This window comes from Vibrio sp. 1078-1, assembly GCF_033340475.1.
On sequence record NZ_JAWOWM010000001.1, the window covers coordinates 716,271 to 740,851 of the forward strand.

Genomic DNA, 24,581 nt, shown 5'->3' on the forward strand with positions numbered 1-24,581 from the left:
TTACTTTATAGATTGATTCGGAAGACGGATGTCGTGCCCGATACCTCATTGCCAACGACGATAAAATGACCACCGTTACGGGTAAAGTAATTAATGGACTCTGGACCTAAATCGCCTGCTTTTGGATTGTATGTGTCGTTCATGCATTCGCCATCTTCGACTTCTGTACATACTGGCTGATTGTAATCACGGCGGTTTACGTAATGCATAAACTGCGCTTGTTTCGGGTCTGTGATGTCATAAATCATGATACCGCCTTGACGCTCCAAGCCGATAAACGCGTAATGACGACCGTTAATTTGTGCTACTTCAATCGCCTCTGGCTCAATACCTTTATCATCACTTCGGTCATCCCCACTATTATTGTTATCGTTGGTGCTGTTGAAGTTCTTGCCTTCATTCAGCAGCGCGATAGTCGCGAAATCGTCACCACTATCGAAGACCAACTTGCCGTTTTCATCCCAAATCGAGAATGAACGCGCGCCAAATGATTGAACATTCTCTTGTGCAGAAAGCGTTTGTTCCGGCTTAATCACTTTTAAACGCGCGAGTTGTTTGTTGTCTTTTAGTGCCTCTGCCAATGGGTGTTCTGCTGCCACTTTCAGCTTCTTACCGCGCACTTCATCAATATGGCTTAAACAGGTTCCTTGCTCAGATGTATATTCATCTGTACCGAGGTAATCGTCTTCATCCCACATAAAGCCAGCTTTGTCGCACAGTTCTTGAGTGGTTTTGAATCCGTACTCACGCCCGTCGCCTTCATTTGCAGATACGATGTAAGTACTCCCATTCACTGAGTAGCTGTCGATGGTGTCAGGCATAAATAAGCCAACCAGTTGTGGGTAGCTTTTCAAGTTCCCAATGATTTTGTCTTTGTTGGATGCATCGAGTTTAGCGCCCGACCAAGACTTCTCACCCAAGCCAACAATTCGCTCTACTGATTTGCTCTCTGGATTGACGATTGCCATGGCGTTATTTTCTTGTAGCGCGACATAGATTTTGCCGTTATCTGCAAAAGTGAGGTATTCCGGCTCTAGATCTTGTGCGATGGTGGCGTTTACCCCCGAAATACGCACATTCTTTGGAAGCTCTGCTTTTCGTGAATCATCAAATTCGTTAAAGCCAATTTGTGACACTTCTGCTTGAGCAACACCAAGGCTCAGATCGATCAAAGTGATACTACCTTCAGGGTCAATGCTGTAATCGCTGTTTGGTTCTCCTTCATTAGCGGTTGCGATGTATCGGCCATCTTTCGAGAAGCCAACCATGTCTGGCAATGCGCCTGTTGGAAACGTCATGACTAATGACAAATCGTCGGAGCGGTACAAGCCAACAATACCATTCGCTTGTTTATTACTGTTTTCAATCGCAACTGCTACCAAACCATTGAATACAGCGACACTGTTTGCTGCGCCAATTTCAATGCCCGCTGCTTCGCCAGCGCTGTTGAGATCAATGAATGCGCTTTGCGTTGGTACGCCGTTGTCATCCATAGACATTACATCGACACGTTTTGCTTGAGCATTAACCACATAGAGCTTATCTGTACAGGCGTCATAACTGACGATTTCAGCTGCCGATGTGTCGAATGGTGCATCAGCAACGGATGCTCCGATAAAAGTTAAACCTTGAATTGACGTTTCCCCAGTAACGGGTGCAGTGGTAGGTTTGCATTGTGTAGCGAATGAAGCCACGGTATCTTCGGGTTGTGATGAACACGCGATGGCAAGTGATGACAATGCGAGTGCACCGATTGCCTTTAAAGGGGTGATCATGATATCTCCTTATCAATCCGATAGGTTGTCAATCAGCATGGGTTTTATGCTGCTGTCCATTTCCGCAACTGGAATGATAGAGCGCTGAATGACGTTTGATTTGGTAAGGCTCTGAATATATGTATGATTGATGACTCTTATATTGGCTTTTTATGAAACTAATGTGTCATCAATATGATGAAGTAGGGATAGAGGAATAATGGAATTAAAATCGTTTTTAGATTTATTGGCAGCGTCACCAGAGCAGGTCGAATTTGAAGCAACGATGGCGGTGATCGAAGATAACTATACGTTTGAGCCAACCGCTTTTGTAAATGGTGAGACACAAAACAATGCAGGCGAGAACAACGGTTCGTGTAAGATCTTCGCTTTCGGTTTGCTAAACAACCTAGACAAAGAAGCGACGCTAGCCTGCTTTGGCCGTTTTTATCGTGAAGATGTATTGCAGCATCCAGAGAACAGCGATCACCAGAATATTCGTAATTTTATGGTGACAGGGTGGGAAGGCATTAAGTTTGAAGCGTCCGCTTTAACCGCTAAATAAACACCAGTCAGAAAACGATGATCAGTAAGCCAGTCGTATTACGCGACTGGCTTTTTTTCTAGACATTTTCGGCACAAACACAGCTGGTTGGCGCTTGGCTTGGGTAAATCACGGGTTTCAATAGTAAAGCACCAGCATGTCTCTTTGCCTGCGGCGATATCACAATGGGCTTGAGTCCCGCACTCAGGACAACTGTGCGTTGAATCTTCTCCTGCGATTTGTTCGATAATCGCATCTCGTTGGAGATCGGTTTTGTCTTTCCATTGGATGATTTCATCCATCGTCCGGTGACAACCAGAGCATATTCCGGCGTTATTTTTACATGCTGCTCGACAAGGTGACTTCATTGCTTTCTCGTTCTCATTTTTTATGCCGCGTACTCTAGCACAAAGCGAGTCAAGGCCGCCAAAATAAACGTGACTGCGATTTGCTGGTGAGGAGGGAGAACCAGTGTTACCCTTGCACGAGTTACCTTAACTCTCTGTCACTTATGTTAGAAAAAGAAAACCTCATTAAACTCGCTAGAATGCAAATGCCATTTGGGAAATATGCAGGGCGAGTGTTAATCGACCTGCCTGAAGAATACTTACTGTGGTTTGATAAAAAGGGCTGGCCAAGCGGCGAGCTAGGGGATTTGCTCAAGCTATGTTTAGCGCTCAAAATTGAAGGCTTAGATAGTGTCGTGAAGCCTTTGAAGCGCATGTAATTAGCTACAGAAACGCCCACTCTTGATGAAAAGACTTATTATGAATTTTGATATCGATGCACTGAAACACCACCAATTGGTCGAAGATGGTAAATTAGAGGGATGTTACATTCATCAGCCAGCTCAAGGTAGCCAGCAAGATGACAAAGCTGTTTTGGCAGAGCGCCAAGCGTTGGAAAAGTTGGCATATAAGGTAATACAGGTTAAAGCTAAAGGCGGGACAACAACGTTTGCCGAGGCGATGCAAAAGCTTGCGAAGGAAACTGGTCACCTGCCTAAGGAGTAAGTGAGTGTAACCTGCCACAGCCTTACAAGTTCACCCACGAGACCAGTGTTTTCATTCAAAAGAGCCAGACCGTTAGGCTGACTCTTTATTGCCCCAAAAAAGAACTGGAATAAATACTCTACAAAATTTGGTTCGTACGTTTTACCCTACGAAAAGTTATCCGATTGAATGTAACTCAACACTATTGAGCCTTCATTGTGCTTGTTTGATTAGTCAAACTGCCTATTTAATTGGTTAAATCATCATGCAATCTTGTTGGGGATGATAAATCACTGAAAATATTGTTATTATCCTTTTTATTTATCAGTAAAACCGACTCCCATGAGATATGAATCCTCTCCTGTAGCCCCAGAAGAAAGACAAGAAACCACTAGAGAACGAGCAGCACGTCAACGCTGAGAACGTCAGGAAGAGCTGAGATCTACCGCGAACGATGAGAAACGATGGGCTGAAAATAGCGAGCGCGTTCTTGCTGAACGCAAAGCGGTCCAACAAGCTTACGACCTAACAGAAAAAGAATGGAACGATGATTTACAAAAGCAAGCTAAAGAATATCAGTGGGACACCTCTCAACAAGAGAACGTGAGTATTGCGGTACTGACTGTTGAAGAAGGTAACGAGTATTTAGACTTGCTCATCAAAGACTCGCATGGACAACTTTCGAACGGCAAGGACTACACTGGCGTAGGCATGGGGCTTAAAGGCGCTTATGAGGTCGCTAAAGAGCTTGGCGGTTGGGGGCAACCGCTAAAGCTGTCAATATCAATGGTGTAATGAATATTGTGGTTGAGAACTACAAGCCTAAATATTTAGACCTAGGTATCCGTTGGCAAGAAGCAACACCACAAATGCTTAAAATTGGTCATGCTCTAAATACTGTTCAAGGCAATGTCAGTTTCTTGAAAGGCAACATCTATGTTGAACTTGTGTTTAGTGGTGCGGTTAATGCGGTTGACTACATTCTACATGATGAAAAAACGCTAGGTGAAGTGGTCGGCCAATTTACAGCGGATATATCTAAGGGCATTGCCGCAGGAGTTATCGCTCAAGGAATAACTATTCTGGGAGTCGCAACATTAAGTACGGTACTTGTTGTGCCAACCGCTCTAACACTTGGTATTTTCGCTGTTACTGCGTTTATTGTAGGAAAGGAAATATCTAAACTAGATGACCAATTTAAATTTACGGAACCGATGAAGAATCAAGTAAAGAAAACTATTAATGATTTCTAATGAAAAATTTAACCGAAGACTAAAGATAAAGCGTTGGCTTAAAGTGATGGCTAGTTGGCCTCTTATGGTTTTTATGGTGTGGTTGAGCTACAGCTCAATTAATGAGTTAATTAGCATTAACAACTCAATCGGTATCATTCCTAAAGTAAAACTAGCAGGTTTAGTGAACAATGTTGCTTCTTTTGTAGGCCTTCTAATATTTGGTTTTATAGCGATCATTCCCATAGCTATGCTACACAGGTCAACAGAACTATTACTAAAAGTACCATTTTCGACAAAAACAGGGCTATATTCTATAGCGATAATAGTATTAAGTTCTATTGCCTCTGCCATATGGTTAGATAACAACACGAGAGAAAAAATAAAGCAATATGACTATATTGAATGTACTTCTGAACAAGAACTTACATTAAAATCCTCAAGTCGGACGTATGTTTTAGACCCTAGTTCGTGCGATTAAATCATCTTTCAAGCTCTTGGCACAAGCACCCTGCTAGCGTATGTACATGTCATGCGCTAGCTCTCAATACTTGAAGTTATCCATTAGTTGCTAATATTCTATTTGTCGTAACGCATTTTTGTCCAATTATAAGCTATAGGGTTTTCTCAAGCTGTATTTTGCTTTACAGGAGTCAGAATGCCTGACTCCTTTTCACTTTGCTTGTCGTGAGCTTTACCATCTTGGTCGTAGAGTATTGGTTATCGAAACCATTAACTCATGTTAGTGAAAGGAAGTTCCTGAACCCTATAGTGCTTCTTTCACCAATCTTCTGTTTGGGCCATTATCTCTAACATCCAGACGCGAAATAGCATAAGATACACGGCCTTTACTAGCACTGAGCCACTCATTGTAATGACAGATAAAACACAGCAAGCGACATTTGCCGATCTTGGCCTGATTCCAACATTAGTCGAGCGACTAGAAGCGTTGGAATACAGCCAACCGACGCCCATTCAATCCCGTTCTATTCCTGATATCCTTGAAGGGAAAGATATTATTGGTGGTGCCAATACGGGGTCTGGTAAAACCGCTGCTTTTTCGCTGCCAATCTTGCAAAAAATTGTTCAGCAAGACGAATCAAACAATCGCCGTGGCAACTTCGTTTCCCACCTGATTTTAGTACCAACTCGTGAGTTGGCATCACAGGTGGCATATAACGTCAAATCTTACTCATACCATCTCAGAGATAAGATCAAAACGGTTGCCGTATTTGGTGGTGTATCGGTGAACCCACAAATGCTGGCGCTTCGTGGTGGCTGTGACATCATTGTTGCAACGCCGGGTCGATTACTTGATCTGGTATCCAGTAACGCGATTAAGTTGGACCAAGTAAAAACGCTTGTTCTTGACGAAGCCGACCGTATGTTGAGCCTCGGATTTACCGAAGAACTGAATAAGATTCTTGCGTTACTCCCAGAGAAGAAACAGACGCTGTTATTTTCTGCAACTTTCCCTGATAAAGTGACGACGTTGGCTCAGCAGTTGCTCCGCGACCCTGTTGAAGTTCAGTTGCAGAGCGCAGAAGCCAGCACTTTGGTGCAGCGCGTGTTTAGTGTAAATAAAGGTGAGAAGACGGCGGTACTCGCGCACTTAATCAAACAGCATCAGTGGCGACAGACTCTGATTTTTGTGAATGCTAAGAATGCCTGTAATCATTTAGCTCAAAAGTTGTCAAAACGCGGTATTACCGCTGAAGTTTTCCATGGTGATAAAGGGCAGGGCGCTCGTACTCGTGTCCTTGACGGTTTTAAGTCTGGCGAGATTCAAGTTCTTATTGCCACCGATATCGCAGCACGCGGCCTTGATATAGAAAAACTTCCAGTGGTGATTAACTTCGATCTTCCGCGTAGCCCTGCTGATTATATGCATCGAATCGGTCGTAGTGGTCGTGCTGGTGAAGTAGGTTTAGGGTTATCTCTTATCGATTACGACGACTACCACCATTTCAAAGTGATAGAAAAGAAAAATAAGTTTCAACTTGAACGCGAGCAGGTAGTCGGTTTTGAAGTGGAAGACGATCAGAGTGAAGCCTACTTTTTACCAATGAAGCCGCGAGCGAAGCCGGCAGGTACGGGTAAAAAGAAGAAAAAGCGTAATCAATAGAAAACGTAAACTACATGTGAGTTTACTTACGGGAGTTGTTAGAGAAAAGGAATGCTCACTAGCTTGAGTCTTCGCTTCTAGCCATTCCTTTAAAGAACAATAGAGCCCTGCTGGAGCTACCAGTAGGGCTCTATTGCTTTTCAAGATAGTGTTATTGGCGACGAGCAGGGCGTCCGCGAGGTGAACGCTTTTTAAATGCAGACGCTGCTTTGGCTTGTGACTTAAGAATAGAGTCAACGGTTAGCGGCATTGGCTCTTTAGGTTCAAGGCCATGAGGGAAGGTACGAGCTCTTGGTGGTAAGTTGTATTCTTCTTCGCTCGCGCGTGGCATGCGCTTAAAGCGATAAAGGTAAAAGTTTTCTAATTTTTCTCTCGCCCATTCGGTTTTCTTTAAATACTTCACGCTACTTGCAATCGAAGGCTTAGTGTTAAAGCAATTAAAACGCATTGCTGTATCTAGAATGTCCCAGCCGTAAAAATCCACTAACTCTTGCAACATAGTCTCTAGCTTTAATCCGTGCAGTGGATTGTTCTGTTGCAGCTCGATTCTCTCTTCGTCAGTCATCATTTTTAAGGGCCTTACTCATTAAAGGGCGGAGTTTAACAAAGTATACAATGTAGAGATATCTATAGTTACTTTGCGATGGATGCGAGCACAGTGCTCTCTACCTTGAAAGTATAAATCGGAATTGGCCGCTCTACTTGGCTCTCTGCTCAAAAATGACTCTTAAAAGTTCAAGCGTCCCAGCTCGATGTTAAATTATTGTGTAATAAGTGAGATTTTTGTTGTTCTTTTACTAATGTCTAATATTCCTACCCATAGCAACACATGCTTAATAAGCTCAAAATCAAAATTGGTTCATGCCGCTTTCTTAGTATGGCCTAGAAGTTTGATGTGGGTGTTGTCTCGTATTGGTCGAAGGCCTGTCTACCAAGCGAAACTCTAGTTGACGTAGTTCAACGTTGAAACATAAAAGGATGACTCAATGTCTGACAAAAGTAAGACTTTTTACAGGGATGTGCGCAAAAAACCGCATGAATTTGAAAGCCGAGAAGACTTTCTAAATCATGATTTAACCGTCATGAGTTTCCGTCGCTGGGGAATTCATTTGCCTTCACGTGATTACAGTATTGAAATCGAAGACTGGGTACCGGCATTAGCAGCAACCATTGGTAAAGTGGTTATGGTCACTGCCATGGTTTCCGCTTTTGCTGCTCAGTTTGGTTTATCTCCGGAATTCATTGCAGAAAACGTGCGTTACGAATTACTTATCGCTGGAGCCCTGTTCGTCATCCTGTTTTCTGCCATCCTAAACCCGAATGCAAACTTAGCGGGAACCCATGGACCAATGATACCGCTGATTCCTATGATTGCAGCTGCAGGAGGGCACCCTCTCGCGCTAGGTTTGATGGTGTGTGTTTTTGGGTTAATTCTCGCCTTAACCAAAGGTGGCTCTAAACTCATGACTCTTACTGGTATCGGGGTTCGAGGAGGGTTGTTGATCTACCTTGGTGCCGTTGGGTTGCTCGGGCAAATTAATAAGACGGAAGCGTGGGCTGCAAGTACGGACCAAGGTTACATTTCGTTTGTGGTCATAGGCCTAACCGTTATGGTTTACGCTTACTTAGCCAAGATCAATAAACGTTGGCTCGCTATCCCATTGTGCTCTGCACTCGCGGGTATTGTTGCTTATTTGATGGGCGCTGAGTTTGCTTTTACCACAGAACCGGGCCTACCTAATTTCAGTCCATTCTACTGGTGGGGGGAAGATACAGGCTGGCAGCTAGGCTGGCCAACCCTAGAGCACTTTATTGCCGTGACTCCATTTGCTCTACTGGCAGTCGCTATGTGGTCCCCTGATTATCTCGGCCATCGTGTGTTTCAAGAACTTAACTACCCAAAAGAAGCGAAAGGTGTACTCATGGATGTCGACGACACGATGGTCGGAGCATCTGTTCGTCAGGGGGTTGGTTCACTCTTAGGGGGCGGAAACCTAGCTTCTTCTTGGGGAACGTACATGATTCCTGCCGCAATTGCCAAGCGTCCTATTCCAGGTGGCGCTCTGTTGACGGGTTTCATGTGTATTGCGGCGGCGGTAATTGGCTACCCAATGGATCTAGCAATGTGGGAACCTGTTCTGCGCGTTGCTTTGATTGTGGGTGTATTCTTACCACTCCTTGAAGCGGGTATGCAGATGATCCATAAGCATAAAGATTCACTCAGTGCAGGTATCTGTATTTTTGCCTGTGCATTCGTTAATCCAGTCTTCGGTTGGGCAATCACGATGCTGTTGGATAACCTCGGGCTTATCGGCGACCATGAGCGTGCTAACGAACTATCGCGCAAAGATAAATATCTGATTCCTGGCACTGCGTTTATCGTATGTGCAGGCTCCCTTGCTATTGTTGGTCAGCTTCCAGGCATTCCAGCTCTTATCGGTTAATCGAATTATGCTCTAAAGGTATAGTGAGAGCAGTGAGTAAAGGGACTTGCTTCTTAAAATAGTAGACAAAAACAAAAAGCTACCTAGTACCAGGTAGCTTTTTGCATGTAGGGTTAGGCTACGGAGTTAGGCTATATGAGTGATTCAATGCCGTATTTTGCGCCGTAGTGTTCAACGACAAAATCAATGTCTTTGTCACCACGGCCTGATAAGTTGATCAAAATCGAGCCGGTTTCTCCTTGCTGTGCGAGTTTAATTGCGTAAGCGACAGCGTGTGAGGATTCAATAGCAGGGATTATTCCCTCTTCACGAGACAGCTCAAAGAAGGCATCAATCGCTTCGTCATCACTGATTGAGCCGTAATTGACACGGCCAATGTCTTTTAAGTAACTATGCTGAGGCCCAACCGATGGGTAATCCAAGCCACTTGCTACAGAGTACACTTCCTGAGGTTCGCCTTGCGCATCTTTAAGCATGTAAGACTTAAATCCGTGCATGATACCTGGCTCACCGAGTGTGAGTGTTGCAGCATGCTCGCCAACCTTTTGCAAAGAGCGGCCCGCAGGTTCAACGCCGTGAATGGCGACTTGTTCATCCTCTAAGAAAGCAGTAAATAGCCCCATCGCGTTAGAACCACCTCCAACGCATGCGACGAGATTATTGGGTAACTTGCCGGTCATTTCTTTGAATTGAACTCGTGCTTCGTTACCGATAATTGATTGGAAATCTCTCACCATTTTAGGGAATGGGTGAGGGCCAACGACAGAGCCTATCGCATAAAGTTGTGTATCAGGATCTTTCAGATAAGCTTCGAATGCAGAATCTACCGCTTCTTTGAGGGTTTTGCGCCCATGAGTGGCAGGAATGACATTAGCACCAAGGATTCTCATGCGGACGACATTCGGATGTTCTTTGGCGATATCAACTTCACCCATGTAAATGTCGCATTTCAAGCCAACCAATGCCGCGGCTGTAGCAAGCGCAACACCGTGTTGCCCTGCGCCAGTTTCTGCAATTAGTTTCTTCTTACCCATCTTTTTAGCGAGAATGGCTTCCCCTAAGCAGTGGTTAATTTTATGTGCGCCTGTATGGTTTAAGTCTTCGCGCTTTAGGTAGATGTCTGCTCCGTATTTTTTAGACAAGTTTTCCGCATGGAAGATTGGGCTAGGTCGTCCAACAAAGTGCTTATACAGGCGAGCGAGTTCCGCTTTAAATTCAGGATCTTTGCTGCATTCCTCATAAGCTGCGTTGATGTCATGCATGATTTGTTCAAGCTCAGGTGGAACAAAGCTACCACCGTATTCACCAAAGTATCCTTCTTCGTTGGGCATAGTGAGATCAAACGAGTTTTTCATTATTTACATCCTAGTTAACGAAAGTATTGATACTTTTATACCCAAAATTTAGAAGTGGTTGTGTGATCAGTTGCTTAAATCAGAGTTCGCGATCTAGTGCACTAGTTAAAAAGTACAACTTGTGTAGGGGACAATAGTTGTGATGTAGAATCAGGTGGTTTGAATAGATGCAAAAAAGCCTCGAGAGATCCTAGGCTGTCATAAGAACCTCTCGAGGCAAACAGAATGCTGGAAATACACTCTGCGATGGTGTCTGGAAACAAAAATTAGATTCGTTTCCTTTGTCAGATATTAGGGTTTTAGAATGAGTCGATGTCAGCGAAATGTCACAAGTTAATTGCGGTATTAAAAGCTTATTTTTTATTTTTGATTAATGGATTAGAAAGTAACCTAAAACAGGCTAACCTACCGCGTGTTCCGCGTCTTTTAAGTTGGACATGATCTTTCTTTGTCTCGAATCGGCGTCTTTAACCAACACGTGCACTTTAGCTCTTAAAGTAAACGTGGCGCTCTGGCTGGAAATTTTTTGTTTGACTGCATCAAATTCGAACTCACCATTTTGGAAACTTGATAAAGGAATGAGACCTTCGGTTCGGTTCCTCTAACTCAACAAATACCCCGAAGTGTGTGACTCCACACGCTGTCCCTATGAAGTGTTGTCCGATAAATGGCTTCATGTAATGACATTTCAGTGCTGACTCAACCTCTCAGCTAGGGATTATGTGCTCGTAGTTATTAGAATTTATTGATTGAGCAGATATATTTAATTTCATTTTTTCTCTGATATTCGCCAATCGCTTTTATTTTATAAACTTTATTTTTATGAGCAAAGCATGAGGCGAAGTGATTCAGATATGAATGAGATTAATTTAATTCCAAACTGGAATTGCAAGGTAGGTTGTGTGATTACCTAAAGATGTATACCAAAGTGACTTTATTGAAAGTGATTAATGATGGTGTGGGAGAGGTAAGTGATTTGGGTATATAAACTTAGATAGAGAATAGTAAGGGCAGTAATAAGTGGAAGGGGATTGTGGCACCAACAACATTGATGCCACACAAAGAATTACAGAGCAGTTACTTCAGCTGCTTGTAAACCTTTGTTACCTTGTTCAACAACGAACGATACTTTTTGGCCTTCAGTAAGAGTTTTGAAGCCTTCAGAAACAATAGAACGGAAGTGAACGAATACGTCATCACCGCCATTGTCTTGAGAAATAAAACCAAAACCTTTAGTTTCGTTGAACCATTTTACTGAACCAGTTAATTTATTAGACATAGATACCTCTATATTTGATTGTTTTAAATATTGAATTTTTAGCTAATATCAAGTGCTACTATATGATTTTAGAGATAACTATTTTGTCGCAGGAACGTAAACGAGGAATTCGATGTGGAACTGAGAGAAACTTTGATCTTTAATTACATTAATAGCTCTTTCCGTAAGAGCTGATGTGCAGTATACCGACAAAATTAATAAAGGCTAGCCTTTTCTTTTTTATTTTTTGAGTACACCAAGCGCATTGCTTTCAAAGCATACGCTTGGTGTATAAGACGGCGTGATGTTATAGGTGGCGTCGAGCGCTTAGTGTTTTCTGGTTGGGCCGTTACGAACGATGTCTTTACCATTGTCATATACGTGCTGCGAAACCCAGCGACCGAGGAGCAATTGGTGCTTTTCTCCTAATACGGCAACAAATGGACGACCATCGGTATTAGAGGTGGCTAGCGCAACGCCAGTGACACCTTCAAGGCCAAGAGCGCCGCTTTCTACTAAATGCAGAAATGCCTCTAACTCTTCAATCGTTTCGATTACATGGTTATCAATATTCATTGTATTCAATCTCTTCGAATTGCATTGCGGTCGCGTACTCTACCTAAGTTAAGCGTGGAAACCAAGCTTCTACGTGCGTCATGTAATGAGAGAACCTTGCCCTGCCACTAATCATCAATAAGTTAGTCTCGATAGTCCGGAACTTGCCTAGATTCAATGAGGCAGAAAACACTCTCTGGTTAGACATGAGTCACATAATGTTGTCTGGTTTATCTCATCAATACTTTTGCTATTGGATGGGGTAAAGGGGAGTGCAATAATTTGTAAAACTCTTTTCCTAAAGGCTGTTATGAAGAAAGTCCTGATTACCGGTTTTGAACCTTTTGGTGGTGACGCCATTAACCCCGCCTTAGAAGCGGTCAAGTAATTAGAGGCTGCGGCCATAAAAGGCGGTGTGATAGTTACTTGCCCAGTCCCCGTAGTTCGATATGACTCGGTGAAAGTCGTTATTGAAGCAATAGAAGCGCACCAGCCAGACTGTGTGATTACTGTAGGGCAAGCGGCCGGGCGTAGCGCGATAACCCCAGAGCGTGTCGCAATTAATGTCGATGATTTTCGTATTCCAGATAACGCTGGTCATCAGCCGATTGATGAACCCGTGGTGGCCGATGGTCCTGATGCTTACTTCTCGACGCTGCCGATAAAGCGTGTTGTTCAAACGCTGCAAAAGCAGGGGATACCTAGCCAGATTTCCAACAGTGCCGGAACATTTGTATGTAACCACCTTTTTTATGGCATCCAACATTATCTAAAAGACAAACCTATTCGTCATGGGTTTGTTCATATCCCATTATTGCCAGAACAAGCAGTAGATGGCAGTCAGCCTTCTATGTCTTTGGACATGATAGTCGAAGGGCTAAGGCTGGTGGCGCAAGTTTGTATTGCCAATGATAGCGATATCCTGGTAAGCGGTGGAACGATTTGCTAGTAAGTGTTTTAAAATCCAGTAAGTGTCTGAAAGATAATAATAAGCTCGTCGTTTGATGTTGTAGTAAATGTTAGCTTTGTCAAATTTCACAAGTAGCGAAAGGAGTAGCATTGAATAGTCAGGTTGGATGTTGTTCAAACTGGCATTCCTCTAGTACAGGAGGTGTTAGGGGCTAACTTTACGAAAGGCGAGTTATTATGAAAAGCAACAAAAGTAAGTCAATCGCACTTATCTCTGTCGTTGTTTTCGCGTTGGCTATTGCTGCGCTTAAATTCGAAAACACGCTCGGAGTTCTTCCCATCGTAGTCGCTATTATCGCGTTTTTTACTTGCGTTATTTATACCGGTAGGTACTTGTCCGATATGAAGCGTTCAGAGTTGATAAGTCAACCCAAACAAGCTCGAAAAATGTGTGCCAACGCATCACGCAATGAGCTTGATGAGTGCGATAAAAAGCGTTGAAGCGAGTCACATTCTCCGTATACTTTGCTGGAGCATTAATGCACTAACGTGTCGGAGATAAGCATGTCAAATCGAGTACCAACCAACATACTGACCGGATTTTTGGGTGTCGGTAAAACGACCACGATTTTAAATCTACTGAAGAACAAACCGGAAAAAGAAAACTGGGCGGTTTTGGTCAATGAATTTGGTGAGATTGGCATCGACGGTGCATTGATGACCGACCAAGGAGCGCTGATTAAAGAAGTGCCGGGTGGTTGTATGTGCTGCACTGCGGGTGTGCCGATGTCGGTAGGTATCACCGCATTATTGCGTCAAAAACCGGACCGTTTATTGATTGAGCCGACAGGCCTTGGTCATCCAAAACAGGTTATCGCGACGCTTACCTCACAGCAGTATGAACCTTACGTTGATCTTAAAGCGACGATTGCCTTGGTTGATCCGCGTAACTTAAGTGATGAAAAGTATCTTTCTAACCAAAACTTCGTGGACCAGTTAGACAGTGCAGATGTGGTTATTGGTAGTAAGGTTGACCTATGTTCCAGCCACGACCTTGATGTGTTTAATGACTGGGTGACGGACCAATCCCCTTCAAAAGTATTCAGTAAGCTTATTCATGACGGTGAGTTGCCGATAGAAGTCTTGGATATTGAACGGGTTTACGGCAGCGCTTCTTCCCATATCGAGTCACATCATCATGACCACGCTCATCAAGAGCCTCAATTCCAGTTGGCGCCTGGTGAAGCCTTTGTGCGCAAAGAGAACAAAGGGCAGGGTTATTTTAGTTGTGGGTGGTTGTTTGGGGCAGAGTATAAGTTTGATTTTGAAAAGCTTTTCTCTATGCTTTCGGACTTGACCGCAGAGCGTGTTAAAGCAGTGGTCAATACGGATCAAGGTTGTTACGCGTTTAATGTTGCCAACCGAGTCGTGTCGGTGAATGAAATCAGCTTAGAAGGCTTTGAATCACGATTAGAAGTGATAGATTCTCAGCTGTTGCCATGGGATGAGCTTGAGCGAATTCTCCTTCAGTTATCTGGCATCAAACATTAAATTGCGCAAAGGTTAAACGAAAACGGTGAACCACTGATATATCTGTGCTCACCGTTTTTTCTTTTGTAGGATTTCAATGAGAAAAGTGAGATAAATCACTCAAATTCGGGTATAGTGCACGGCTAAATTTTTAAAGCTATTTTTAGTGGTTTGTTTAAGGAATACGCTCAATGTCATTTTCATCTCAAGGTTTTGCGCCAGAAGTGGTTAAAGCACTGGCAGAATGCGGTTATGAAAAGTTAACGCCAATTCAACAGAAGGCGATTCCAATGGCTCGCAAAGGCCATGATATTTTCGCTACAGCACAAACAGGTACTGGTAAAACGGCTGCGTTTTCTCTGCCTATGATTCAGCAGCTGCTAGACAGTAACCGTAGCGCTTCTCGTAAGACTGCTCGCGCACTTATCTTGGCTCCAACTCGTGAGCTTGCTGAACAAATTGCTGACAACATCAAAGCTTACACGAAGTACACGAACCTGTCGGTGGCTGCGATTTTCGGTGGCCGTAAAATGTCTTCTCAAGTAACGGCATTAGAAAACGGTGTAGATATCCTAGTGGCTACACCAGGTCGATTGGAAGAGCACATTGAACAAGGTAATGTCTCGGTCGCACACTTAGAGTTTTTAGTGTTTGATGAAGCAGACCGTATCTTGGACATGGGCTTTATTCACGCAGTACGTAAGATCATGCTAGATGTGGATACTGATCCGCAAATTATGATGTTTTCAGCAACGACTTCGAGCCAACTAAATCTGTTAGCAAAAGATATCCTGCGTAAGCCTAAGCGTATTGAAGTTGAGCGAGCGAATACGACAGCACAGACAGTTGCTCACGTGTTATATCCAGTTGATCAAGAGCGAAAAACGGAACTGCTTTCGGAGCTGATTGGTCGTAAGAACTGGAAACAAGTGTTGGTATTTGTGAACTACAAAGAGACCGCAAACGACGTTGTAAAAGAGCTGAAACTTGATGGTATCAAAGCGGTGGTTTGTCATGGTGACCGTGCTCAAAGTGCTCGTCGTCGTGCGTTAGAAGAGTTCAAGTCCGGTAAAGCACGTGTCATGGTGGCTACCGATGTCGCTGCTCGAGGTCTAGATATTGAAGATTTACCTCACGTTGTGAACTATGACATGCCTTTCCTAGCGGAAGATTACGTTCACCGAATTGGTCGTACAGGCCGTGCAGGTAAACAAGGCCATGCTGTTTCATTTGTAAACCGAGATGAAGAGCTCACGGTTGTTCAGGTTGAAAATCTAATCCAGCAGCGAATTCGCCGTATTGAGCTTGCAGGCTATGAACCAAAACAGCGTGAATCTTACATTGAAAAGCTGCACTCAAAACCAGCGTTTAAGAATCGTCAAGGTCGTCGTAATAACCCGAACCAGTCGGCAACAGACCAAGGGTCGGCAGAGCGTCGTCTTGCTATGGTGAAGCGCCTGAAAGCGCGTCGTGGCGCAAAGTAAATTACATCCGTTTTAGATGAAAAGAGCCCCTCAATATAGGGGCTTTTTTTGTTTTGTCGTTTCGCGTTAATTTAGGCCAAGCATATTTGGCTCACCACGATAAATAATGCGATCGTTTCCTCGGTGAATACCAAACGTAACTGTAACAGGTGGATTTTCCTCTTCACTTGTCGTGTTATCCCAATCGTATTTCAGCCAAGGGATGCGATTACCTGAGCCGTCTAAATCCAGGTGGAATTGTATTTGCTCGCGTGCTGAGTCAATTTGGCTTGCAACGATATCGGTCATTCTGCCAATACTCATCGTTCCAACGCCAGAAAGCAGGGCGTTGTTTGCTAGCGCATGAGACCAAATTGGCGTGCTGAAGTAATATTCACCACTCGCCGTTGTTGAGCTGTCATCGAAGTTAGTCGTAAATCGACCGTTTTGCCAAATTTCCACATCAAGTGGCACTTTGATCACCATGCCTTGGTTGCCACCTACATCTTGAAAGTTCAAACGACCGAATCGAATGTCTGGTTGTTTTGTGAGCACTTCGCTATCGTCGAAGAAGTTTACCTCATCAACGGCTTTAGTCGTGACTAAACCTATTTGGCTGCTGTCACTGTTAGTCCCTTTATTAAATGGGCCATCAGGGTATTGTTTATCTGTCGTGTTCTTTTTCCAACATGGGCTATTGTTACAAGTCGCATTGGTCGAGGGCTTCTCGATCACAAACGTTCCAACACTCGCGCTACCCAGTAGTTTCCAGTCTACCTTCTTAGGCTTAGGCGGCAAAAACCGATCGGAGTATGAGCTTAGCTCGCCTAAGTCGAAATGTTGTTGAAGGTTAGATGAAAAGTGGACGTAGTTCTTCACGTTTTCCTTATTCGCATTGAGTGCGACAACATCGTAAGTGACTTTCTCAAAAGGTTGATTCATGTAAGCAAAAGTTTGGCCATGTGGGTAGTGCCATTCTTGGTCTTGCACTTGAAAATATTTTGGGTAAAAACGACCGATGTAACGATAGCTTTCGTTCACAGTCATACCTAGATATTTACTTTCTAGGTTTGCTTTTACTCTCAAGCTCCCGACTTCTTCCCAATATAATCCATTAAAGACGAATTGATCATTCTTGGCTGAATTATGCGCCTGAGCCAGTGAGTCACTACTTTTTAGCAATTTTGAGGTTTGGTTCGCTGTCTCTGATGGCGTATGTTGCTCACTCGACAAGACAACCGATGCTGCTGGAGCGTCATCAAGCATAAAATTACGGGTGATAGAGGCATCACAATAACGTGCTGATTCAACAGAACCACTTACAGAGCCGTCAGTTTGCCAAATGATCGGCTTCACTGTTAGAGAGAAAAGTTCTCCGGCGGCAATAAACCCATCTCCTTGTTCAGAGGTGCCAGAAGGCAAAGCACGTTGGTTGTCACAGATAGCGAATGTCCATGGTCGCGAGTGCACATTAAATGTCCCTTTCACTTCCACTTTGCCTTCTTCAGGGCACTCTTCAAATCCCTCACATTCAAAATGATCGGACAATGTCACTTCAAATATGCCGGACTCGTTCGTGACAAGACCATGTTCAGACAAGCCGTCTTTAAATTCCGCTGAATAGCTAAAGTTTCCTTCACTTCCTCCTAATGGTTGAACCAATGGATGAAAAACCTTAGGAGTACCATTGTAGTTGCTTGCGACTACAGGTTCGCCGGTGGAAGCACAAGCAAGCAATCGCGTATGCACGTTTTCTGGTTTACCTGCAATAACGCGTATTTCATTTAAAGTGGCGCTTTTCGTCTTTGAGTCGGCCTCAAACATAAATGGCGTAAACATAAAGCTAACCGTTTGATGCTTGCTGGTGTCTTCTGCCATAGTGAAAGTCAGCGTGTAGTTAGTACCTAACGCGATGGTATCAATATCGTTCGGGACCACTCGAACAACGAGCTCACCATTGTCGTCAGACATAAATTGGTTTGCTTTTAATGTCTGCTGACCTTTGATCACCTCTAAAGTGAACAAGTCAGGGTGTGATAGGGCTGCACTGACTTCTGCGCTTACAACTTCTCCATTATTGGTTGTCATTGCTGTAAATTGCGGAAGATCGTCGCCGCACATCAGTGCCATGTCGTCCGATGGTGTGACGCTGAGGTCGAAGTCGTTCTCTGATGGAGGCGTAATTTTACATTCAGGGATATAAGAAGGAATAGGGCAAGTTGTTGGTGTTTGATTTGCGTAACTACAATTGGGTTCATCAATGCCACAATAGTGGTTGAAATTTGAACTTGATTCTAGGGTGGCTGTCACACTACCACAAATAGAAGTATTGGAGTTATTAATTGAAAAATGCATTGCCGAAATAGCTTGCTTATTCGCATATATTTTGGTCGTGCCAAAACCTGTATCTACAGTATGTCCCTGAGATGTCAAAGAACCAAAAACTGTCGTATTATTAAGATTTATCCCCGATAGAGCATTAATGTTGCCCACAACTATTGGTGTATTAGAAAGCGACGATTCCAGTTGATTAATTTCTACTTTTGTTCCTTTTGATTTGATATCACCGCAGAACATACCAGATTCGATGTACACGTCACTTTGAGCAATGATGTTGCCATTAAGGACGTTGTGCTCTCCGTAAAACTCGACAGAACGGCCATTTCCACCAACACCATTGGTTTCTATATCTCCTTCGATTTCACTATCAGTTATTTTTATAGAACCTAAAGCAGAGACATTACCTAGTACGTAGCTATTACCATTAATTTTTAACCAAGTTCCTTTAGCTTTGATGTTTATAGGGCTTTCCTTTGAGCCTATGACATTCTGCCCACGGAGTGTTATGGAACCATGAGCGGTTAAAGACGATGAGCTTTGACTACTATTTATAATTTGATCGCCTTTCGGGAGAACAATATTTGTAGTGCAATCGTAAGTAGAACCCGTTACATGAATGGTTCCGTTTTTACAAAAGGCAACATTAGTGTTTGACTTGATATCTGCTAAGTCATAAGTGGTGGCGTGTGAGGTTAGCGGTAAAAAAAGAACCGCAGTGAAAATACTGCAAAGACGCATCATCAAATGTCCTAATGAGTGGAACAAGATGGCATCAAGCGAGCGTGAGCAAATGCTCACTGAAATTGGAATAGCTGCGGTAATTTTTTGTTTTGAAGCAGCTTAGTTATTGAACTTTGGTTATTTTTTATTTCGTATGTCATACCAAAGTTTAGCGGCCTTATTACAACGTAAGTGTCAGGTTAGTTCAAGAGGCCAGTGTGATGTGTGTCGATTTATATGTGTAACTATTTGTTAGTTAAGGATAATAAGTAAGCATGTTGGTTCAGAATCAGGAAGGAAGCGATCCTGATTCTGAATGTTTATAACGCTATGCAGCGTGAACGATGAGTGGAGCCATCTGATATAACTCTTCTAGTATGGCTTTCGTTTGTCTCGAATAGACCAGGCAATCTCGATCGCCAACGAGCTGAATTGCCCTCACTTTACCTGCAACCAGACATTGCCTAATCGTGCGTAGAACCATTTGGATATCAATTTCTGACGCGCCATCAAGGCTGTTTTTGGTTTTTAGAGATCCAAGGTCGATGCTAATGATTATTTGGTCGCAGTGGTCTAGGTAATTGCCGATCTGTTGCTTAACGTTATTGCGATGACGAAAAGAAAACTCTTTCTCGGTCACCCAATCACAACCTTGATCTTCCGCGTATTCCCACGTTTCCTGCTTCGTCTCTTGCTCACAGACGCCAGCAAAAAACAATCGTACGTTTTGATAGCGAGAAAGAGCAAAATGGAATGCAGAGCCTAAGCGTGGCTCAAGTGTCGGCTTCAAGTTCATGTTATGCCCGATATTTACGACACCCACTTCGTCTCGATAGGATACGACCACAGGTAACATTGACAAGATTGCCTCGGTACAGTTGGTCACTAAAACGGGAATAGAATGACGAGAAAGCGAAAGACTTAACGCTTCCTGAAACTCGCCATTTTCCAGCTTGTCGTGGTTGAAGTGACCAAAGTTTTCAGCGGTTTCATGATCATGTTGTTGGTAAAGCCAATCACTAGCATTTTCCAAACTTTGATCAGCTAATTCAAACGCACCCTTCGACATAGGAGGTAAATACTCGCACACTGTCATAAAAGAAAAAGGGTAATGTTGCGGCTGTTTCACTGTGTGATGGAGTTTATAGCGTTTGAAAAAGCTTAACATGATGAATTACCTTTCTGGTGGTAGTGCCCTTGCCGCTTGCAGTACATGTAAAATAATGCGCTGCTTATCCTTTTCGACTCGGTGGGCCGGAGCCATCACCGAGACTGCGCCAATCAGTTTGCTTCCTTTCATTACCGGTGCGCTTATACCTGAAACACCAGGGTCAATCTCAGAAGTACTGACGGCATATCCGTGTTTACGGATGGTTGTGAGCTCTTTTTCCCACTCGTCGCGTCGGTGATCTTGATTAAAATATCTCAAGATTTTCTCGCATCGACTTTGAGGCATAAAAGCGAGCATCACTTTAGATGAGGCACCGCGCAGCAGAGGTTGACTTTGACCCTGGACGAAGCTGCAACGCAGCGCCTGCATACTTTCTTTCTGTCTGACACAAAGCGCACGATAACCAGCTGGTACCATATAAGCGGCCATTTCCCCGGTTTGTTGTACCAACCTAGCCAGTATGGTTTCGACCATGTCGAGCCCATGTTGCGCGGTCTCATAGCTGTGCATGAGTAATAATGCCGCTGGACCAACGACAAATGTCTTGTCGTGAACGCTTTCTTCGATCAAGTTCCACTCTTTAAGCAGTTTTAAGTGTCGGTAAAGGCTGCTTAAAGGAACGTTCAATTGCTCGCTTAGCGCTTTCGCAGAAACTGGGAACGGACTAACTGCAACTTGCATTAACAACTGCAGTGATTTTTCGTTTACCTGGTTAGCATTAGCTTTGTTTGTCGTCATGAGAGTGTTGTAACGTGTTGTAGGAGTTACGACAAATATAATTCTTAATTACTGAGAAAAGAAAAATAATTTTAATGGGTAATTCTTACATGATGAGAAACAGACCGGTAAAGACTTTCGCAAGTACCGATAGACATAACATGGTGTCGAATTAAAGTCTCAGGTTTGAGGCGCTTGATACTAAATTGGAACAGGAGTGAATAAGACATTGTTTAGTTTGCGGTATTACTCAGCGTTTCGCATACTGAGTTAATCCAAACAAATAATGTTAAAAAACGTGAGTTGCTAGCGGGTATCGGAATCGAGGTACCATCTCAGTAAATCGGTTTTATAAAAGGTTACTTTTATATGCTGAATAAGGCGATTTTTAAAAAAGCCATCATTTTCCTTCTGCCTATTCCCTTGGTTATTGGAGAAGTTTTGTATTTAGCTCGTGAAAGCGTGCAAAACAATCTCAATCATTTATTAGAAAAAAATGTGCAAATTGCAGATGAAATTTTATTCCAAATAGAGACAGAAAACCGCACGGCGCTGCTACACCCTGAACGATGTGAAGAGCTCCAGCAAAGCTTAATGTTTGAACGAGATATTGAAGAAATGCTCATTGTGAAAGAGGGAGTCATTACTTGTTCTTCGAAATTGGGAAGTATCTCTAAACCGTTAGCTGAGCACATCGCCTTTCCCAAGGGACAAACGCTAGCGCTTGGTAGTGTTGATAGCTTGTACGATCAGTTCTTGCTAGTGGTAACGGAGGGAGAGCGGGGTTATCAAGCCGTAACGATTATCGATCATGACTACTTTAATGCAACAATAGGGTTTAACAACGATTTACGCCTAAAACGCTCTGCGCTGTTTATCCATGATCAAGTTTCACCTGAAGGAGCATTAAGAGCGGGAAGTAATCCTATCGGTATCAAATCGTCGCAAATGTTTGAGTATGAAGCTTTGAGCGAAGCCAGCGATCTTTTCGTCAAACAGAGAACACTTTCCTATTTTTTGTACTCAATTCCAATTATTTTCGTTATCTACCTTTGCTTGTATGCGTTGAATAAGTTTATTGATCCCCATCGCAATTTGATACTGGATCTTAAAAGAGCGATAAAAAGAGGAGAGTTGACCCTGTATTACCAACCGCAAGTTAACGTTGATACCGGCCAGTTATTCGGGTTTGAAGCGCTAGTGCGATGGGAGCATCAAAGTAAGGGGTTCATTTCTCCGGATGAGTTTGTCCCTGCGGCAGAGCAAAGTGGATTGGTTTTTTTACTTACTGATTTCGTTCTGGATAAAGCGGCAGAGGACTTCAGTAAATTAGGCTTTGATCAGCCTGTCCACCTTGGTATTAACGTGCCGCCTGGTTATTTAGTCGGACCAAACGCGATCAGAAAAATTCAATTGCTCGACAGACAGTTGAGCCGAAACAAAGTCTCATTAGGGGTAGAGATAACGGAGCGTCAGCTCATTGATTCAGAGGCGAGAAAATGCATTGCAGCGCTGCGAGTGCATGGTATTGATGTGCTGATCGATGATTTTGGAACTGGCCAAACCTCGTTAGCATTTCTACAGCACATGCGCATAGATTACTTAAAAATCGATAAGTGCTTTGTCGAAACCATTGGTATTCCTAGCCTTAGTGCTTCTGTCTTAAAAGCGATGGTTCACTTCGCGGAAGAATTACAAGTACAATTGATCGCTGAAGGCGTGGAAACCATAGCGCAAGCTGAACACTTAAAGAAGATGGGAGTGAGATATCATCAGGGATACCTATACTCCAAACCATTACCTTATGAGCAGCTTGCGCAGCGAAGTCATTATGATTGGTAGACGTTAGCTCTATAACACTGAGCATTTTCATCAAACACAAACTCTAACTCATTTTTGATGCTATCTAAGCGGTCTTCTTGGTAGTGAGACACATACAATAGTTGGCTTAAATTCTCTCTAGCGATGAGCTCAAGTGTGTTCTTAACTAACCGTCTACCCAAAAAATCTAACCCTTGATACGGCTCGTCCAAAATCAATAATGTGGGTTGTTTCACGATGGCTCTTGCAATCAGTAATAGTCGCTGCTGACCGTACTCTAATTGCTTGAATGAGGTTTTTTTGTACTGGCTCATATGTAAGATATCGAGCCACTCGTTTGCAATATTCATCTCTTTGCGAGTTGGCTGGTTATACAACCCAATCGAATCGTAAAATCCTGACAAAATGACTTCTAATGCGCTGCAATTGACTCGATATTGGAGGTGTAGCGCTGAAGACACCATACCGATATGCTGCTTAATTTCCCAGATTGTCTCGCCAGTACCACGCTTTTTACCAAAAATATCAATGTCATTGCTGTAGCATTGCGGATGATCGCCAAAGATCAATCCAAGTAAGGTACTCTTTCCACAACCATTTGGGCCTTTGACCTGCCAATGTTGGCCCTTGTCTATGCGCCAGTTCAAGTCAGTAAAAATCTTCTTATCGGTGTATTCAACAGTCCCATTCTTTAGTTCAAATATTGGGTTGTTGAATGGCGTCGAGTGCTGATGCTGACGTATCAAGCTCATCATTTCTTCACTCTGTTGCTCTGACTGAGATTTTATTTGTCCAATGATTGGATGATTATCCCAACTGGACTTATCCATTGTACTATCAAGCTTTCCTGCACTGAAAAGCGCGATGCTATTGATCCACTCAGGCATGTCAGATTCGCGAGAGAAGGTTACGAGTAGTTGCACATTTTGAGAAAGCGAGTGTAAATAGCGAGCGAGAGCAGCTCGGTGCGCAATATCTAAGCCAGTAAATGGATTATCGAGTAATACTAAGTCAGGTTGTGTGGCTAAAGCTCGGGCGAGCATTACTCTTCTGGTTTCTCCGGTAGAGAGAACGCGGAAGCCACTATCTTTAAGATGACTTAGGTCGAGATCATTAATTAGCTGTTCAGTTAAGTTGGTGTCTTGGCTCTGCTCTAGGATTAATGAATAAACAGTGCTCCCTTGGTCGATACGATCAAGAAAATCCGTATCATCCTTTTCTAATTCTCTTTCCAGTAATCGCTGTTGCTCTGATAACGACACTTGCGCAACGGACAGCCCATTTAGCTCAATTTCCCCACTATTTGGTGACATTTCATCACAAATAAGGTCTCCAAGCAGAGAGCCAATATCTCCATCCGCGCTGAATATCCCCCAAGACTGCTGAGTGTTAATTTTCCAATCGTCAATAAACAAGTGTGTCGTGTTTCTCTTAGCTGCAAGCTGACGAAAGTGAATAGTCATTGTGTTTGTCTTCCCTGTTTTCGTTTTAGTGGATTACTTATAACAATTTACGAACTCAGTACGGAAGCGCTTTTGTGTATTAATTTTGAACAGTGCTCAGTCTTGTGCATATTAACGAAGCCTTGTAGTAGAGGATAAAAATGCGACTAGAGTCATTAAGTAACAAGTAAACTTGTCAATAATTTTGT

20 protein-coding genes and 3 pseudogenes are annotated in these 24,581 nt (G+C 43.3%); 12 read left to right on the forward strand and 11 right to left on the reverse strand.

Features of this window, described 5'->3' with window-relative positions; translation table 11 throughout:
• Positions 1–5: 5 nt before the first annotated feature.
• Positions 6–1,775 carry a choice-of-anchor I family protein gene (locus tag R7190_RS03135; protein ID WP_170893316.1) on the reverse strand — a complete coding sequence of 590 codons (1,770 nt, stop codon included), beginning with the start codon at positions 1,773–1,775 and terminating at the stop codon, positions 6–8.
• A 199-nt stretch (positions 1,776–1,974) separates the two neighbouring features.
• Here R7190_RS03135 and R7190_RS03140 point away from each other — a divergent pair, with 199 nt between their 5' ends.
• Entirely contained in the window at positions 1,975–2,319 is a 345-nt protein-coding gene (locus R7190_RS03140) for a HopJ type III effector protein (RefSeq protein ID WP_005375560.1), read from the forward strand.
• A 38-nt stretch (positions 2,320–2,357) separates the two neighbouring features.
• Here R7190_RS03140 and R7190_RS03145 read toward each other — a convergent pair whose 3' ends face one another.
• Positions 2,358–2,666 (reverse strand): cysteine-rich CWC family protein, encoded by a 309-nt coding sequence (locus R7190_RS03145; RefSeq protein ID WP_080276966.1) that lies wholly within the window; start codon positions 2,664–2,666, stop codon positions 2,358–2,360.
• Positions 2,667–2,809: 143 nt separating this feature from the next.
• On the opposite strand from R7190_RS03145, the gene R7190_RS03150 reads away from it, so the two are divergent.
• From R7190_RS03150 to R7190_RS03170, 5 genes and pseudogenes are all read left to right on the forward strand, one after another.
• The gene (locus R7190_RS03150; protein ID WP_005375557.1) at positions 2,810–3,025 is read left to right on the forward strand and encodes a DUF3820 family protein; all 216 of its coding nucleotides are present in this window, start codon (positions 2,810–2,812) and stop codon (positions 3,023–3,025) included.
• A 40-nt stretch (positions 3,026–3,065) separates the two neighbouring features.
• Positions 3,066–3,311, forward strand: a complete 246-nt coding sequence (locus R7190_RS03155; protein WP_170893315.1) for a hypothetical protein — start codon at positions 3,066–3,068, stop codon at positions 3,309–3,311.
• Positions 3,312–3,632: 321 nt separating this feature from the next.
• Positions 3,633–4,543, forward strand: a pseudogene (locus R7190_RS03160) (hypothetical protein).
• Positions 4,533–5,003, forward strand: a complete 471-nt coding sequence (locus tag R7190_RS03165) for a hypothetical protein (RefSeq protein ID WP_017821094.1) — start codon at positions 4,533–4,535, stop codon at positions 5,001–5,003. Before R7190_RS03160 ends, R7190_RS03165 begins: the two are co-directional and overlap by 11 nt.
• Positions 5,004–5,396: 393 nt before the next feature.
• Positions 5,397–6,647 (forward strand): DEAD/DEAH box helicase, encoded by a 1,251-nt coding sequence (locus R7190_RS03170; RefSeq protein WP_005375545.1) that lies wholly within the window; start codon positions 5,397–5,399, stop codon positions 6,645–6,647.
• Between the two features lie 151 nt (positions 6,648–6,798).
• Here the strand turns inward: R7190_RS03170 and R7190_RS03175 are convergent, their stop codons facing one another.
• Positions 6,799–7,215, reverse strand: coding sequence for a VF530 family DNA-binding protein (locus tag R7190_RS03175; protein WP_005375544.1), 417 nt, complete (start codon positions 7,213–7,215; stop codon positions 6,799–6,801).
• Positions 7,216–7,633: 418 nt separating this feature from the next.
• On the opposite strand from R7190_RS03175, the gene R7190_RS03180 reads away from it, so the two are divergent.
• Positions 7,634–9,091 (forward strand): DUF3360 domain-containing protein, encoded by a 1,458-nt coding sequence (locus R7190_RS03180; RefSeq protein WP_053303744.1) that lies wholly within the window; start codon positions 7,634–7,636, stop codon positions 9,089–9,091.
• A 131-nt stretch (positions 9,092–9,222) separates the two neighbouring features.
• Here the strand turns inward: R7190_RS03180 and trpB are convergent, their stop codons facing one another.
• From trpB to R7190_RS03200, 4 genes and pseudogenes are all read right to left on the reverse strand, one after another.
• On the reverse strand, positions 9,223–10,446 hold the full coding sequence (trpB, locus tag R7190_RS03185) for a tryptophan synthase subunit beta (RefSeq protein WP_005375643.1): 1,224 nt from the start codon (positions 10,444–10,446) through the stop codon (positions 9,223–9,225).
• Positions 10,447–10,846: 400 nt separating this feature from the next.
• A pseudogene (locus R7190_RS03190) lies at positions 10,847–11,153 on the reverse strand (S1 RNA-binding domain-containing protein); the annotation flags it as partial.
• 359 nt (positions 11,154–11,512) lie between these two features.
• Complete coding sequence (locus R7190_RS03195; RefSeq protein WP_005375644.1) at positions 11,513–11,725, reverse strand: cold-shock protein; 213 nt, start codon at positions 11,723–11,725, stop codon at positions 11,513–11,515.
• A 306-nt stretch (positions 11,726–12,031) separates the two neighbouring features.
• Positions 12,032–12,280, reverse strand: a complete 249-nt coding sequence (locus tag R7190_RS03200; protein ID WP_005375646.1) for a hypothetical protein — start codon at positions 12,278–12,280, stop codon at positions 12,032–12,034.
• A gap of 289 nt (positions 12,281–12,569) precedes the next feature.
• Between R7190_RS03200 and pcp the strand changes: the two are divergent.
• The 4 genes and pseudogenes from pcp (at position 12,570) to R7190_RS03220 (ending at position 16,182) form a co-directional block, all read left to right on the forward strand.
• Positions 12,570–13,208: pseudogene (gene pcp / locus R7190_RS03205) on the forward strand (pyroglutamyl-peptidase I).
• A 197-nt stretch (positions 13,209–13,405) separates the two neighbouring features.
• Positions 13,406–13,669, forward strand: coding sequence for a hypothetical protein (locus R7190_RS03210; protein ID WP_053303741.1), 264 nt, complete (start codon positions 13,406–13,408; stop codon positions 13,667–13,669).
• A gap of 63 nt (positions 13,670–13,732) precedes the next feature.
• Positions 13,733–14,719: a CobW family GTP-binding protein gene (locus tag R7190_RS03215; RefSeq protein ID WP_017821090.1), complete on the forward strand. Its 987-nt coding sequence runs from the start codon at positions 13,733–13,735 to the stop codon at positions 14,717–14,719.
• A 170-nt stretch (positions 14,720–14,889) separates the two neighbouring features.
• Complete coding sequence (locus R7190_RS03220) at positions 14,890–16,182, forward strand: DEAD/DEAH box helicase (RefSeq protein ID WP_025768979.1); 1,293 nt, start codon at positions 14,890–14,892, stop codon at positions 16,180–16,182.
• A 66-nt stretch (positions 16,183–16,248) separates the two neighbouring features.
• Here R7190_RS03220 and R7190_RS03225 read toward each other — a convergent pair whose 3' ends face one another.
• The 3 genes from R7190_RS03225 to R7190_RS03235 form a co-directional block, all read right to left on the reverse strand.
• Positions 16,249–19,239, reverse strand: a complete 2,991-nt coding sequence (locus tag R7190_RS03225) for a DUF6701 domain-containing protein (protein WP_411977991.1) — start codon at positions 19,237–19,239, stop codon at positions 16,249–16,251.
• 310 nt (positions 19,240–19,549) lie between these two features.
• Complete coding sequence (locus R7190_RS03230; protein ID WP_086047306.1) at positions 19,550–20,389, reverse strand: arginase; 840 nt, start codon at positions 20,387–20,389, stop codon at positions 19,550–19,552.
• 6 nt (positions 20,390–20,395) lie between these two features.
• Entirely contained in the window at positions 20,396–21,130 is a 735-nt protein-coding gene (locus tag R7190_RS03235; RefSeq protein ID WP_053307814.1) for an IclR family transcriptional regulator, read from the reverse strand.
• 348 nt (positions 21,131–21,478) lie between these two features.
• Here R7190_RS03235 and R7190_RS03240 point away from each other — a divergent pair, with 348 nt between their 5' ends.
• On the forward strand, positions 21,479–22,951 hold the full coding sequence (locus tag R7190_RS03240) for an EAL domain-containing protein (protein ID WP_053307813.1): 1,473 nt from the start codon (positions 21,479–21,481) through the stop codon (positions 22,949–22,951).
• Here the strand turns inward: R7190_RS03240 and modF are convergent.
• Positions 22,939–24,393 (reverse strand): molybdate ABC transporter ATP-binding protein ModF, encoded by a 1,455-nt coding sequence (gene modF / locus R7190_RS03245; RefSeq protein ID WP_064354613.1) that lies wholly within the window; start codon positions 24,391–24,393, stop codon positions 22,939–22,941. The two genes, R7190_RS03240 and modF, sit on opposite strands and share 13 nt — an antisense overlap.
• Positions 24,394–24,581: the final 188 nt, after the last annotated feature.

Coding starts and splice junctions, on each gene's coding strand:
- trpB (WP_005375643.1), bottom strand. CDS start 10,446: ATGAAAAACTCGTTTGATCTCACTATGCCCAACGAAGAAGGATACTTT.
- R7190_RS03195 (WP_005375644.1), bottom strand. CDS start 11,725: ATGTCTAATAAATTAACTGGTTCAGTAAAATGGTTCAACGAAACTAAA.
- R7190_RS03225 (WP_411977991.1), bottom strand. CDS start 19,239: ATGCGTCTTTGCAGTATTTTCACTGCGGTTCTTTTTTTACCGCTAACC.
- R7190_RS03240 (WP_053307813.1), top strand. CDS start 21,479: ATGCTGAATAAGGCGATTTTTAAAAAAGCCATCATTTTCCTTCTGCCT.
- R7190_RS03175 (WP_005375544.1), bottom strand. CDS start 7,215: ATGATGACTGACGAAGAGAGAATCGAGCTGCAACAGAACAATCCACTG.
- R7190_RS03235 (WP_053307814.1), bottom strand. CDS start 21,130: ATGACGACAAACAAAGCTAATGCTAACCAGGTAAACGAAAAATCACTG.
- R7190_RS03150 (WP_005375557.1), top strand. CDS start 2,810: ATGTTAGAAAAAGAAAACCTCATTAAACTCGCTAGAATGCAAATGCCA.
- R7190_RS03200 (WP_005375646.1), bottom strand. CDS start 12,280: ATGAATATTGATAACCATGTAATCGAAACGATTGAAGAGTTAGAGGCA.
- modF (WP_064354613.1), bottom strand. CDS start 24,393: ATGACTATTCACTTTCGTCAGCTTGCAGCTAAGAGAAACACGACACAC.
- R7190_RS03145 (WP_080276966.1), bottom strand. CDS start 2,666: ATGAAGTCACCTTGTCGAGCAGCATGTAAAAATAACGCCGGAATATGC.
- R7190_RS03170 (WP_005375545.1), top strand. CDS start 5,397: ATGACAGATAAAACACAGCAAGCGACATTTGCCGATCTTGGCCTGATT.
- R7190_RS03215 (WP_017821090.1), top strand. CDS start 13,733: ATGTCAAATCGAGTACCAACCAACATACTGACCGGATTTTTGGGTGTC.
- R7190_RS03140 (WP_005375560.1), top strand. CDS start 1,975: ATGGAATTAAAATCGTTTTTAGATTTATTGGCAGCGTCACCAGAGCAG.
- R7190_RS03155 (WP_170893315.1), top strand. CDS start 3,066: ATGAATTTTGATATCGATGCACTGAAACACCACCAATTGGTCGAAGAT.
- R7190_RS03210 (WP_053303741.1), top strand. CDS start 13,406: ATGAAAAGCAACAAAAGTAAGTCAATCGCACTTATCTCTGTCGTTGTT.
- R7190_RS03230 (WP_086047306.1), bottom strand. CDS start 20,389: ATGTTAAGCTTTTTCAAACGCTATAAACTCCATCACACAGTGAAACAG.
- R7190_RS03180 (WP_053303744.1), top strand. CDS start 7,634: ATGTCTGACAAAAGTAAGACTTTTTACAGGGATGTGCGCAAAAAACCG.
- R7190_RS03135 (WP_170893316.1), bottom strand. CDS start 1,775: ATGATCACCCCTTTAAAGGCAATCGGTGCACTCGCATTGTCATCACTT.
- R7190_RS03220 (WP_025768979.1), top strand. CDS start 14,890: ATGTCATTTTCATCTCAAGGTTTTGCGCCAGAAGTGGTTAAAGCACTG.
- R7190_RS03165 (WP_017821094.1), top strand. CDS start 4,533: ATGATTTCTAATGAAAAATTTAACCGAAGACTAAAGATAAAGCGTTGG.